This window comes from Bacteroides sp. OM05-10AA, from assembly GCF_003439055.1.
Classification (GTDB): Bacteria; Bacteroidota; Bacteroidia; order Bacteroidales; family Bacteroidaceae; genus Bacteroides; species Bacteroides intestinigallinarum.
Map to the genome: position 1 here is coordinate 1 of NZ_QSUR01000071.1, position 12,844 is coordinate 12,844.

General features: G+C 42.2%; 12 protein-coding genes. 3 read left to right on the forward strand and 9 right to left on the reverse strand.

Annotated features, from left to right (window positions below):
* The coding region (locus DXB58_RS27120; protein ID WP_147338753.1) for a fibronectin type III-like domain-contianing protein at positions 1-180 on the forward strand (180 nt) is incomplete at its 5' end.
* A gap of 2 nt (positions 181-182) precedes the next feature.
* Here DXB58_RS27120 and DXB58_RS27125 read toward each other — a convergent pair.
* The 3 genes from DXB58_RS27125 to DXB58_RS27135 form a co-directional block, all read right to left on the reverse strand.
* Positions 183-830 (reverse strand): GNAT family N-acetyltransferase, encoded by a 648-nt coding sequence (locus tag DXB58_RS27125; protein WP_122138854.1) that lies wholly within the window; start codon positions 828-830, stop codon positions 183-185.
* A gap of 158 nt (positions 831-988) precedes the next feature.
* Positions 989-1,912, reverse strand: a complete 924-nt coding sequence (locus DXB58_RS27130) for an exopolyphosphatase (RefSeq protein WP_004300094.1) — start codon at positions 1,910-1,912, stop codon at positions 989-991.
* Positions 1,909-3,978, reverse strand: a complete 2,070-nt coding sequence (locus DXB58_RS27135) for an RNA degradosome polyphosphate kinase (protein WP_122138858.1) — start codon at positions 3,976-3,978, stop codon at positions 1,909-1,911. The genes DXB58_RS27130 and DXB58_RS27135 overlap by 4 nt, the downstream gene beginning before the upstream one ends.
* A 173-nt stretch (positions 3,979-4,151) precedes the next feature.
* Here DXB58_RS27135 and DXB58_RS27140 point away from each other — a divergent pair, with 173 nt between their 5' ends.
* On the forward strand, positions 4,152-4,730 hold the full coding sequence (locus tag DXB58_RS27140; RefSeq protein ID WP_004303713.1) for an HdeD family acid-resistance protein: 579 nt from the start codon (positions 4,152-4,154) through the stop codon (positions 4,728-4,730).
* Between the two features lie 78 nt (positions 4,731-4,808).
* Here DXB58_RS27140 and DXB58_RS27145 read toward each other — a convergent pair whose 3' ends face one another.
* The 6 genes from DXB58_RS27145 to dapF form a co-directional block, all read right to left on the reverse strand.
* Positions 4,809-6,998 (reverse strand): glutamine synthetase III, encoded by a 2,190-nt coding sequence (locus tag DXB58_RS27145; protein WP_122138855.1) that lies wholly within the window; start codon positions 6,996-6,998, stop codon positions 4,809-4,811.
* Positions 6,999-7,044: 46 nt separating this feature from the next.
* On the reverse strand, positions 7,045-8,433 hold the full coding sequence (locus DXB58_RS27150; RefSeq protein ID WP_195645708.1) for an ammonium transporter: 1,389 nt from the start codon (positions 8,431-8,433) through the stop codon (positions 7,045-7,047).
* 48 nt (positions 8,434-8,481) lie between these two features.
* Positions 8,482-8,838 (reverse strand): P-II family nitrogen regulator, encoded by a 357-nt coding sequence (locus tag DXB58_RS27155; protein ID WP_004300089.1) that lies wholly within the window; start codon positions 8,836-8,838, stop codon positions 8,482-8,484.
* Positions 8,839-8,982: 144 nt separating this feature from the next.
* Positions 8,983-9,744 carry a hypothetical protein gene (locus tag DXB58_RS27160; RefSeq protein ID WP_122138856.1) on the reverse strand — a complete coding sequence of 254 codons (762 nt, stop codon included), beginning with the start codon at positions 9,742-9,744 and terminating at the stop codon, positions 8,983-8,985.
* Positions 9,745-9,876: 132 nt separating this feature from the next.
* Entirely contained in the window at positions 9,877-11,109 is a 1,233-nt protein-coding gene (locus DXB58_RS27165) for an LL-diaminopimelate aminotransferase (protein ID WP_032854219.1), read from the reverse strand.
* A 60-nt stretch (positions 11,110-11,169) separates the two neighbouring features.
* On the reverse strand, positions 11,170-11,979 hold the full coding sequence (gene dapF, locus DXB58_RS27170) for a diaminopimelate epimerase (RefSeq protein WP_122138857.1): 810 nt from the start codon (positions 11,977-11,979) through the stop codon (positions 11,170-11,172).
* A gap of 414 nt (positions 11,980-12,393) precedes the next feature.
* Between dapF and DXB58_RS27175 the strand changes: the two genes are divergently transcribed.
* Positions 12,394-12,690, forward strand: coding sequence for a thioredoxin family protein (locus tag DXB58_RS27175; protein WP_004300083.1), 297 nt, complete (start codon positions 12,394-12,396; stop codon positions 12,688-12,690).
* Positions 12,691-12,844 lie beyond the last annotated feature (154 nt).

A 12,844-nucleotide genomic window follows, 5' to 3' on the forward strand; every position in this document is an offset into this window, starting at 1 on the left:
GGCTTTGAACGTATTTTCCTGAAGAGTGGTGAAAGTCGTGACATTAACTTCGTTATCACGGAAAATGATCTGAAATTCTATAATTCCGGCTTGGAATATATCTACGAACCAGGAGAATTTGATGTCATGGTAGGATCGAACTCCCGTGATGTACAAACCAAGCGGTTTAAGGTTGAATGACCTTAAATCGCTTTTCTTCTCATTACTACCAGCTGCTCAAATCGTTTTTGTGACGGAGTGCCAACCTCAATTTCTTTTGGAGGAAATTGTTTGTCGAACTCATTAGCAGCAGATCTATCAATCTGATATATTTCATCTTCTATATAACGGCCTTTTGCATTGGCTAAAGCATTATCATATAATTCATAAACATGAAGAGCAGTAGCATACATATTATCTTCAGTGCGAATCCCTAATGTTTCGGCAGGAATGAATCCTTGTCGGAGATAATAATCCGGGTCACCACAAAGTAAAATAGCACGAAATCCCATTTCGGAAGCTAATTTTTTGGTAAGTGCAATCATTTTTCCTCCGATGCCCTGTTGTTGGTATTCAGGGAGAACAGAAATGGGGCCCAGGCTCAAAACCTCATATTGGTTACCGTCATCTGCCATGATAAATGATTTGAGGCAAACAACATTACCGACAATCTTGTTATTATGTTCTGCAACAATATCGAGTTCCGGTACAAACTTAGGGTGGTTACGCATGATATGAAGGAGGTAATGTTCGTCACATCCCGGAGAATAATGATTCCAGAATGCTTCCCGTGTAATGTTTTCGGTTTCATGATAATCCGAAGATTGCTCAATTCTAAGTTTTATATCCATATTGTTTCAAATATATAGTTGCACAAATATAAAGAACAAAATCCGAATACCTAACTCTTTTAAAGATGAATCTATACATTATAGCAAGATGAGACAAAAAACTCCCGATACTAAGTCTGGATATACTGGTATCAGGAGTTTTTTTATATATTCATTCATCAAGATTGCGGAGAATCAGACCTGTTCATGTTCTGCGTGTATAAGCTATCTATAATACCGTCGGACAGTCCGATGGTAGGTACAATAATTCCGGTAGCTTTTACATGAGTAGCTATCTCGAGAAATATTTCTGCAGCAGGAACAATAACATCGGCCCGGTCCGGTTTCAACTTATATTGCTTAATACGTTGTTCGGTAGAGAGGGCTTTCAATGTTTCATATATATCTTGCAGTGATTCGATGGGTAGGAGAGACGCTTTTTTATCTTTCTTGTCCGCTAAACGAAATAACTTATTAATATTTCCTCCCGAACCGATGATACTGATAGGGGCATACTCTGTGGCAAGCCCTATCAGATCAGTGCGCAAAGCTTCCTTTTCTTCTTCCTTTACCATGCCGCTAAGCATACGTACCGTACCTATATTATATGAACGGGAATTTTTCAGTTCACCGTTGCTGATAAGATTGATTTCCGTACTACCACCTCCCACATCTGCATATAGGTAATTTTGCCCTGAAGCAAATAACTGTTCGATATGATTGTCGTAAACAATATGCGCTTCTTCCTGCCCGTCGATGATTTCTACACGGATACCCGTCTTTTTGACGATCTGTTGAACGATATCCTTGCCATTACGTGCATCACGCATGGCAGAGGTGGCGCACGCACGATAGTCTACCACATCATATATCTTCATTAATTGTTTGTAGGCTTTCATCAGCCGAATCAGTTTTTTCTCTTTTTCTGCAGAGATAACCCCCACAGTAAAGGCGTCTTCTCCCAACCGTAACGGAATACGGATGAGCTGCACCTTACTCATTAATTCGGGCGCATTCTCCTCGTTTACACATTTTATCAGCAGTCGTACCGCATTAGAGCCTATATCTATTGCTGCATAATTAACTTTTTTCATACTTATCATAATGTATTCTTGTATTCGTTATATAATTCTTCTTGTGAGCGGAATGGGACACTGTTTTCTTCCCGTTCTTTTTCCCGGTTCTCACCTGTACCATCTACAATTCTTCCTTTTGCCGTATCCTGGAATCCGTAGCAGACAATTCGTTTTAAATCTGCCTGAATTTCTTTATCATAGACCGGTGCCGCCACCTCAATACGATTATCCAGGTTGCGAGGCATCCAGTCGGCAGAACCAATGTAGTATTTTTCTTCTCCACCATTGGCGAAGATGAAAATGCGCGAATGTTCGAGATAACGGTCGATAATACCATTGATGTGTATATTCTCGCTGATACCCGGAACGCCTGTCACTAAAGAACAGTTACCGCGTACTACCAGTTCCACTTGAACACCCGCTGTTGAGGCTTCGTATAGCTTTTCAACAAGTGCACGGTCAGTAATATGATTTACTTTAGCAAGGATATAAGCCTCTTTTCCCTGTTCCTTATTTTTTATCTCCTTGTTGATAAGCGCAATGAATCGTTTACGCATATCATTGGGAGAAACGAGCAATTCTTTGAAATCAACAGGAGTATAAGGCTTTTCGATAAAATCGAATACGGCATTGACTTCCCGGACAATGGGACGGTGAGCAGTCATAATGGTATAGTCAGTATACATACGTGCATTTCCTTCATGGAAATTTCCTGTACTGATGCAGGCGATATCACCGTGCCGAGTACCGATATGCAGCAATTTAGAATGGATTTTCAAACCCTCTACTCCGAAAATAACATGAATCCCCGCATCCTGCATTTTCTTGCTCCAGTTGATATTAGACGCTTCATCAAAACGTGCCAACAGTTCGATAACTACTGTGACTTTTTTCCCGTTTCTGGCTGCACAGATTAAAGCTTTTATCACTTTGGACTCTTTAGCCAAGCGATAAAGCGTCATCTTGATGCTTTTTACTTCTTTACTGATAGCGGCTTCGCGCAACACACGGATAAAAGTTTCGAAGCTATGATAAGGATAATGTAAAGAACGATCTTTCCGACGAATCAAAGTGAGCAGACTTTCCATGCCATTCAGTTCAGGCTTGAAAATAGGTTCCCAAACAGGATATTTCAGTTCATGATGACCGCAAACCGGAAATTTCATCAAATCCTTGAAATTGTGATAGCGTCCTCCGGCTACACGCGTGTCATTCTTATCCACGTTCAGGCGACCGGCCAACTTTTTCAGCAAGTCTTTAGGAATTTGTTCATCATAGACGAAACGGATCGGTTCCCCTTTTTTCCGGCTTTTCACACCTTTGGAAATCTTCTGGAGTACCCCTGTCCGTAAATCACTGTCGATCTCCATTTCAGCATCTTTCGTGAATTTGAAAGTGTACGCTTCATAATCTGTATACTTCATACCGACGAAAATCATCGGCAAACAGTAACGGATCACGTCGTCAAGAAACATGAGATATGTTTTTCCATCCGAATTAGGCAATTGAATAAAACGGCCGAAGTCTTCGGTCGGCAGTTCAATCACTGCATAGTCTTTCTCCTTTATCTTTCCCGTTTCATCTTTGCGTAGCAGACGGATGGCAAGGTAAATATCCTCATCTGTCTGATCGTCCAGCGGGCGGGTTCCATTGAGGAAAAGCGGGTTGGTAGAACCATTCAGTTTGTTGCGATAGAAAGAAGTGACGAATGCTTTCTGTTCGTCTGTCATCTCCGTATCTTTGATGACGTAGATATTCTCTTTCTTCAATTCCTCCATAATGGAAGCGAATGTTTCCTCGAACTGCTTGTAGTAACGATTGTGCAGCTTCCCTATTTGTTTCAGAGTGCAGGCGGCAGTTTCTTGTTCTGCCTGTATGTTTTTATCAGCATATTCAATAATCCGGTTCAGAGTAGCTACACGGACACGAAAGAACTCATCCAGGTTATTTGAATAAATCCCAAGAAAAGTGAGCCGTTCCAATAGTGGCACTTCGGAGCGGGCAGCTTCCAGCAGAATACGTTGGTTGAAGTACATCCAACTGATGTCACGCTCTACATAAGGGTACTTCTTTTTTATTTCGCTTTGTTTCATTGTGAAAAAGGAACTGTTTAAAATTTCTGCAAAAATATCAATGTGAGATGTAATCGTCATAACGATATTATTACGAACTTATTACAATGTTTATTTGTTATTTTTATATATCAGTAGAAACACTTATATTCGCAAAAGTATTGGAACAGACTCGGTTAAAAAATATAGAATTTATGAAAACAATGAATTATTCCCTTATTCGCATTCTCTTCGCACTTGTGATTGGATTGGTACTCGTGATTTGGCCCAATGCGGCTGCCAGCTATATTGTCATTACGGTAGGTGTTGCCTTCTTGATTCCCGGTGTTATCAGCCTTTTTGGCTATTTCGGCCGGAAAAGACCGGAAGGTGAAGCAGCTCCCCGTTTTCCGATAGAAGGAATCGGTAGCTTATTATTCGGACTTTGGCTGATTGTGATGCCTGAATTCTTTGCAGACGTCCTGATGTTTTTATTGGGATTTATCCTGATTATGGGAGGAGTGCAACAGATTGCTTCTTTGTCGATGGCTCGTCGGTGGATGCCCGTTCCGGGAGCTTTTTATCTGATTCCTTCGCTGATTCTTATTGCGGGTATTATCGCTTTGTTCAATCCGACAGGAGCGCGTAATACTGCATTTATAATTATTGGTATCAGCAGTTTGGTTTATTCTCTTTCCGAATTGATAAACTGGTTCAAGTTTGCCCGTCGCCGCCCGAAGGCTCCGGTTATGCATGACGATGATGATATTGAAGACGCAAAGATTATCGAATAAAAAAAAGAAGAGGATTGCTTCACAGCACTCCTCCCCGCAAACTTAAAACAACCAACAAAAGAAATAGATAATTTTTTTCTATCTCACAAATAACAGTTCCCTGTATTTTGGAAGCGTCCACATCTGATTGTCAACAATTAGTTCCAACTTGTCGATGTGATAACGGATTTCTTCCAGTGCCGGGACAATCGTGTCGTGGTAGGCAATGGCTTTTTCCCGTTCGCTTTTTATCTTGTTTGCAACCTTACGAGCCTCAATCATTGCATCTACATGCTCCTTGATGAAAGCTGTACGGTCGGCAATCTCTTCAATAAGCTCCAGGTTCTTAGCTGACAATTTCGCTGCCTTTTCTGCCGGGAAAAGAGATTGCATCTTATAGACATTATTAATTAAGTCCGTCTGGTATTGAGTGGCAACCGGAATGATATGATTCATTGCCAAGTCACCCAATACACGTGCCTCAATCTGAATCTTCTTCGTATAAGTTTCCCATTTCACTTCGTTACGGGCTTCCAGTTCTTTCTTGGTCATTACACCGGTAGCTTCGAACATGGCAATTGTTTCCGATTTCAGGTAATTGTCGAAGATAACAGGAACACTGGTTTCGCAATCTAGTCCACGACGGGCAGCTTCTTTCTTCCATTCGTCACTGTAACCGTTACCGTCGAAATGAATGGCTTTACATTCTTTGATATATCCGCGGATGATTTCAAGAATGGCGGAAACTTTGGGTTCTCCCTTTTCAATCAACGCATCCACGTCCTTTTTAAACTTCACCAATTGATTTGCTACGGCCGAGTTCAATGCAATCATGGCAGAAGCACAGTTTGCTTCGGAACCTACGGCACGGAACTCAAAGCGGTTGCCTGTGAAAGCAAATGGAGAAGTACGGTTACGGTCTGTATTATCGATCAGTAATTCAGGAATCTGCGGAATATCCAACTTCATTCCCTGTTTACCGCTAAGGCTGATTAAATCATCTTTCGTACTGTTTTCGATATGATCTAATACCTGCGACAACTGTTTTCCAAGGAAAGAGGAGATAATTGCAGGAGGCGCCTCATTCGCTCCCAGACGATGGGCGTTGGTAGCACTGGAGATAGAAGCTTTCAGCAATCCGTTATGATGATAAACTGCCATCAACGTATTGACAACGAATGTAACAAAACGTAGATTGTCTTCCGGAGTCTTACCCGGTCCCATCAATAAGATACCTGTATCAGTGCCCAAAGACCAGTTGTTGTGTTTACCCGATCCGTTGACACCCTTGAATGGCTTTTCATGAAGCAGTACACGGAAACCATGACGGCGGCTTACCTTACGCATTAATGACATAATCAGTAAGTTATGGTCATTAGCAAGGTTACACTCTTCAAAGATAGGAGCCAATTCGAACTGGTTCGGGGCAACCTCGTTGTGACGAGTCTTAACAGGAATACCTAATTTTAACGCTTCAATTTCAAGGTCCTTCATGAAAGCGGCTACGCGGGTGGGGATAGCACCGAAGTAGTGATCCTCCAACTGTTGGTTTTTGGCACTGTCATGTCCCATCAAAGTACGACCGGTCAGCAATAAGTCCGGACGTGCGGCATATAAACCTTCGTCCACCAGGAAATATTCCTGTTCCCAGCCTAGATAAGCAACCACTTTCTTAACTTCCGGATTGAAATAATGACATACGTCTACGGCTGCTTTATCTACGGCACGCAAAGCTTTCAGTAATGGAGCTTTATAGTCGAGAGCCTCACCGGTATATGCGATAAACACAGTCGGGATGCAAAGTGTATCATCCACGATGAAAGCAGGTGACGAGGGGTCCCATGCACTGTATCCGCGAGCTTCGAATGTATTGCGGATACCGCCATTCGGGAAAGAAGAAGCATCCGGTTCCTGTTGTACGAGCAGTTTACCTGTAAATTCTTCCATCATACCACCTTTGCCGTCATGTTCGACGAAAGCATCATGTTTTTCAGCTGTACCTTCGGTCAGCGGAGCAAACCAGTGTGTGTAATGAGTGACACCCATTTCGATGGCCCATTTCTTCATGCCGGCAGCTACCTCATCGGCAATGCTGCGATCTAGCGGAGCACCATTGTCAATTGCGTCAATCAACGCATTGTATACTTTGCTGGGAAGGTATTTGAACATCTTTTCCTTGTTGAATACATATTTTCCGAAGTATTCCGAAGGACGTTCGGCAGGGGTTGCTACCTCAACAGCTTTCTTTTTGAAAGCTGTCTCTACTACTCTGAATCTAAGTTTTGACATAATACCTGATTTGATTTGTTGTTAAATATGTTAGAGTTTCTCTGTTTTAACTGTTGTATGCGGATTCTCCATGTTCATAGATGTCAAGTCCCTCTTCTTCCACCCGTCTGTCGACGCGGATACCGATGAGTGAATCCACAATTTTGTAAAGAACAAAAGTGATGACCGCACTAAATAAGATAGAGACTACTGTTGCGACAATTTGCACCCACAACTGATGCCAGTCACCATAAAGAGCTCCTTCTACGCCGCCTTCACCAGTGATATATTGAGTGGCAAAGACTCCGGTAAGGATAGAACCTACGATACCACCAATTCCGTGTACCCCGAATGCGTCGAGCGCGTCGTCGTATTTGAATTTGGGCTTCACTACCGCTACCATGAAAAAGCAGATAACCGGAGTAATCAGACCGATAAAGAAAGCGCCCAATAAATCTACCGTACCCGCTGCCGGGGTTATGGCAACCAATCCGGCCACTGCACCTGTACATGCGCCTACCGTTGTCGGTTTTTTATTGCAGAACCAGTCAATAAGCATCCAGGTGACTGCTGCAACAGCTGTGGCAATATGCGTTACCATGAAAGCGTTGGCTGCAAGTCCGTCGGCGGCCAAGCCACTTCCTGCATTGAATCCAAACCATCCCAACCACAGGAAAGACGTTCCCATGAATACGAAAGTGATGTTATGCGGAGTAATCGGGTGACCGATCCGATAATCCTCTCTTTTCCCCAGCATGATGGCCATAACGAGGGCTGAAATTCCGGCATTGATATGCACTACCGTACCACCGGCAAAATCGATGGCTCCCATTTGCTGAAGGAATCCGCCTCCCCATACCCAATGTGCCATCGGGAAGTAAGCCAATATTACCCAGAGGATAATAAATACCATGTATCCGGAGAATTTGATTCTTTCGGCAAATGCTCCCAGGATAAGTGCAGGTGTGATGATGGCAAACATACATTGGAACATGACGAATGTCAGTTCGGGAATATCCCCGGTAGTTAACGTATTGATGGTGATTCCGTGGAGGAATGCTTTGTCGAATCCTCCTATAATGGCTCCCAACGGATTGCCTGATTCCATAAAACTGGTACCGAATGCCCAACTATATCCGAAAGCGACCCATAATATACTGACTACGCCGACAATGAGTAATGTCTGCATGATGATACTCAATATATTTTTCTGGCGTACCAATCCGCCGTAGAACAATGCGATACCGGGAATACTCATTAATAAAACGAGAATGGTAGCTACGATAAGCCAGGCTGTGTTGCCGCTGTTGAGAACAGGAGTTTCTTCTACTATTGTTATTTCTTCTGATAACTTTGCAGTGTCTTGTGCATAAGCACTGGGAGTAAATAAACAGGCCATAATGATGGCTGCCATGATTCCAATTTTGGAAATGGCATATATAATATGTCTACTCATGATGATTTTACATTATTAGTTATACGGATAGCTGTTGGGGAGAAAGAATTATCTTTCTTGTTCTGCGTTGTAGAGTGCGATATCTCCTCTCTCGCCGGTACGGATGCGGATGGCATCTTCAATAGGAATAACGAAAATACGTCCGTCTCCAATTTCTCCCGTGTGTGCGGATTTTAAAATAGCTTGTACGGTCTTTTCTGCATTCTTGTCGCGTACTATAATAGAGATCAGGATACGTTCGATAGAACTTGTGTCGTACATGACACCGCGATAGATACGGGCTTCCCGGGCTTTCCCGATGCCTCTTACATCGTAGTAAGAGAACCATTCGATGTCCGCTTCGAGGAGAGCTGTTTTCACGTCCTCGAATTTGGTTTTACGGATAATAGCTTCAATCTTTTTCATATACCTTAAATATTAGTGTTGACCTGTAAAAGAAAGAGGTATAGGGTGTGGCAGCCATAGTAGGTTACCATACAACAAACCGATAAAATCTAAACTCTAACTACCCGATCCCTATACGCTCTTTGATATTCTAAATTCTCTCTCTTAAAAACTTAATCCGAATGCGAAGTAGGCTCCTTCTGTCCGTGGATTGACAGATACCTTGGCAAATGCCGGAACGGAGAAGGAATCTGTGATTTTGATATCCTTGGAAGCTCCGAGACTTACATCTGATATGCAGAAACCACTTGTATAGCCATTGTAGAAAGTTGTCTCCCAAGGAACCATACCTAAATCTACTGTCCAGTCGAGACCTCCCAATTTGAATGGTGCGCTAAGTGCGAGGTAAGAAGAATAAGCCCTTTTGCCATTTTCTTTCACGCCGTCGGCACCTGCAAAATTTGTATACCAGTTGACTGCCAGTGGTCCGAAGTCATATCCGACTTGTGCTTCAAATACATGAGCCGTTGAATGAGCTCCGTATTTAAAATACTTGTTAGTTGCAAAGATCGTTTCTCCATCATCGTCTATGCCAGTTTCTACTTGGGTATTAAACCAATAATCCGTCACTGAAACGCTAAAACCGCCTATCGAATAACCAAGAGTTAAATCGAACTCTTTTGTGTCCGTCGATTCGAATCCTACCGATCCCCATGCTCCGAGTGAGAAACCTTTGTAAGAGATTTCCAGTGAGGGTTGAACGCTCACTCCGCCTAAATCCTGGCCGCGCCAGATGTAACCACTTACCAGATCTGCTCCAACGGAAGCTTCTACCTTATCTTGTGCCATCATTGTAGACGGGACAAGCCCTGACAGTAATAATGCTACTGTTATTACCCTCATTTTTTTGTTAATCGTCGTTTTCATCGTCTTTTTACCTTTAATAGTTAGAAAAATGTGGATGTACGGTCCATGTATATATAGTAGCGCGCGAAATACTATCAAGTAAATTGAAAAACCACTGGTTATGAATAGACTAGGAGAAGTTATTCAAAATTCTTATAGCCAGTTTTTTATTCTTCTCATCGCTTCGATACAGTCGTTGCGTTCACCAAATGCAGTTAGCCGGATATATCCTTCACCGCTTGGTCCGAAGCCTACACCGGGGGTACCGACCACATTGGCTTCATACAACATCTGTTCGAAGAATCGCCATGACGAAAGCCCGTTCGGAGTTTTCACCCATAAGTAGGGAGCGTTGACTCCTCCATACACTTTCAGTCCTGCGGCTTCCAATCCCTCTTTCATAATTTGGGCGTTGGTCATATAATAGTCGATTGTTTCTTTAATCTGTATTTTGCCTTCTGCACTGTAAACGGCTTCTGCAGCCCGTTGGGTAATGTAAGAAGTACCGTTGAACTTGGTGCACTGGCGGCGGTTCCACAATCTGTTGAGCGGTATGCGGTCGCCTTCCAGAGTGGCGGCGGTGAGTTCTTTCGGAACCACGGTATATCCGCAGCGTACTCCGGTAAATCCTGCCGTTTTTGAAAAACTACGGAATTCGATCGCACACTTTTTAGCTCCCTTAATCTCATAGATAGAGTGGGGGACATTCTCGTCTTGGATATATGCTTCATAAGCGGCATCGAACAGAATCAATGTATCGTTTGCCAAGGCATAGTCCACCCATTTCTTCAGTTCCGGTTTGGTTAAGGTTGTTCCTGTCGGGTTGTTCGGATAGCAGAGATAAACAATGTCTATCCGTTTGTCTGGAATTTCCGGAATAAAGTTGTTCTCACTTGTGCAAGGCATATAAGTAACATTACTCCATTTGCCCGTCTCTTCTTCCAACACTCCGGCGCGTCCGCACATGACATTGCTGTCTATATAAACCGGATAGATGGGATCTGTAACACCTACGCTATTGTCATGGCGAAGAATATCGCCTATATTTCCGGTATCGCTTTTGGCACCGTCACTGACAAATATCTCGGATGCCGAGAAATGAATCCCACGTGGAATAAAGTCATTTTTTATAATTGCTTCAATCAGAAAATCATATCCCTGTTCAGGACCATATCCGCGGAATGTATCCTTGCTGGCCAGCTCTTCTACCGCTTTGTGCATGGCTTCGATACACGCTTTCGGAAGCGGTTGGGTGACATCACCGATACCCAACCGGATAATATCCTGTTTAGGATGTGTTATCTTGAAGGTATTTACCTTTTTCGCTATGTCCGAGAATAAATAGCTTCCCGGTAACTTCAAAAAATGTTCGTTTACTAATGCCATCTTGTTATTGTTTTAAGTTCTGCAAAATCTAATACTCAATACCTGATACTTAATACTTTTTTAATACTTATCCTCAATCTCCCCATCGAAAACTTTGGTTGCCGGTCCGGTCATTAATATATGCCCGGAGATTTCATCCCATTCAATGGTGACTGTCCCTCCATCCATGATTACATCGCTTTTTCTTCCTGTAAGTCCGTTGATGAAGGCGGCTACTGCTGTGGCACAAGCACCTGTCCCGCAAGCTTGAGTGATTCCCGATCCTCTTTCCCACACCCTCATCCGTATGGTGTCTTTGCTGACAATCTGTGCAAACTCCACATTGGTTCTGTCGGGAAAAAGAGGATGATTCTCCAGTTCAGGACCGATTTCCGGTAAATTAATCTGGGTGATGTCCTCAACAAATGTGACGAGATGCGGATTACCCATTGATACTTTGGTCGACCGGAAAGGATACTTTCCTCCCCACTGAATCTCTTCTGTTTCCAACGGGCTACCCATGTCTACGGTGACTGCACTAACTGTTTTTCCCTCTACATGCAGTTTCAGGATTTTTATTCCTGATTGTGTATCCAGCGTAATTTCTGTTTTGTCAGTCAAGCCGTATTCATATACATATTTGCCTACACAACGGCTTCCGTTACCGCACATCATAGCTTCCGAACCGTCCGCATTGAAAATGCGCATGCTGAAATCCGCTTTATCAGAGACACCAATCAATATAAGTCCATCACTTCCGATTCCTGTATGAAACTTGCTCCATTCGATTGCCTTCTTTGCAGGGTCGGCTATCGGATATTGGCTTGTGTCTACATATATGTAGTCATTTCCCGCTCCATGCATTTTTGTGAACTTAATCTTTGTTGTCATTTTGATTTATATTTGTTGATTGTTGTAACCTTTTGTTTTATTACGATGCAAAGATATGACTTTTTGCTTTATATTTTACTAAAAAGTATATCTAATATCTATTTATTTTCTTCAAACTTATAATCGCTTTATATACGGCCACATTTAGTTATAATTTGAAATTATACCTGTTTATATATTAATAAACTGTTATTTGGATGAATTGTTTTGCATATTCTTCCATAATATATGAAAAATATTTAGCCTTGATAATCGGTGAAATCAGCTATAAAAACAAGAAATATATCCTTTTCCTTTTGACGATATGAAAGTGAAAACCCCTATTTATCTATCATATTGCTCACCGGATATGCTGAAGAACCTTTTTCTGTATTCATTGTTTTAGCACTATCATTAATATAAAAACGTAGAGATATGAATATAGAGAAACAATTAGAAACAGCAGTTAAGACCAACCATTTGGTGTTGGTAGTATTTTATGCCGACTGGTCACCTCATTATGAGTGGATAGGTCCTGTGCTTCGGACTTACGAAAAGAGAACTGTAGAATTGATAAGAGTGAATGCTGAAGAAAATAGAACAATAGCCGATGCGCATAATGTAGAAACAGTGCCCGCCTTTCTTTTATTGCATAAGGGACATGAATTATGGAGACAGGTAGGAGAGCTTACGGTAGGAGAGCTGAAAGAGGTATTAGATGATTTCCAGTAAATCGTTTGTAATCTTTTATTGGCATATATGAAAATGACCTTTTCTTTTTCAGATGAAAAAATGAGTGTTCTTAATATGCTGGTATTTAGTTTGTTATAAAAGCTCATTTTTCCTTTAATCGAGTAGGAGGAAAACGAAGTAGTTTTCTTCCTAC

Bases quoted from the DNA above. Each gene is read 5' to 3' on its own strand.
- DXB58_RS27135 (WP_122138858.1), bottom strand. From the start codon at position 3,978: ATGAAACAAAGCGAAATAAAAAAGAAGTACCCTTATGTAGAGCGTGAC.
- DXB58_RS27155 (WP_004300089.1), bottom strand. From the start codon at position 8,838: ATGAAAAAGATTGAAGCTATTATCCGTAAAACCAAATTCGAGGACGTG.
- DXB58_RS27130 (WP_004300094.1), bottom strand. From the start codon at position 1,912: ATGATAAGTATGAAAAAAGTTAATTATGCAGCAATAGATATAGGCTCT.
- DXB58_RS27125 (WP_122138854.1), bottom strand. From the start codon at position 830: ATGGATATAAAACTTAGAATTGAGCAATCTTCGGATTATCATGAAACC.
- DXB58_RS27165 (WP_032854219.1), bottom strand. From the start codon at position 11,109: ATGGCATTAGTAAACGAACATTTTTTGAAGTTACCGGGAAGCTATTTA.
- DXB58_RS27150 (WP_195645708.1), bottom strand. From the start codon at position 8,433: ATGAGTAGACATATTATATATGCCATTTCCAAAATTGGAATCATGGCA.
- DXB58_RS27140 (WP_004303713.1), top strand. From the start codon at position 4,152: ATGAAAACAATGAATTATTCCCTTATTCGCATTCTCTTCGCACTTGTG.
- DXB58_RS27160 (WP_122138856.1), bottom strand. From the start codon at position 9,744: ATGAAAACGACGATTAACAAAAAAATGAGGGTAATAACAGTAGCATTA.
- DXB58_RS27145 (WP_122138855.1), bottom strand. From the start codon at position 6,998: ATGTCAAAACTTAGATTCAGAGTAGTAGAGACAGCTTTCAAAAAGAAA.
- dapF (WP_122138857.1), bottom strand. From the start codon at position 11,979: ATGACAACAAAGATTAAGTTCACAAAAATGCATGGAGCGGGAAATGAC.
- DXB58_RS27175 (WP_004300083.1), top strand. From the start codon at position 12,394: ATGAATATAGAGAAACAATTAGAAACAGCAGTTAAGACCAACCATTTG.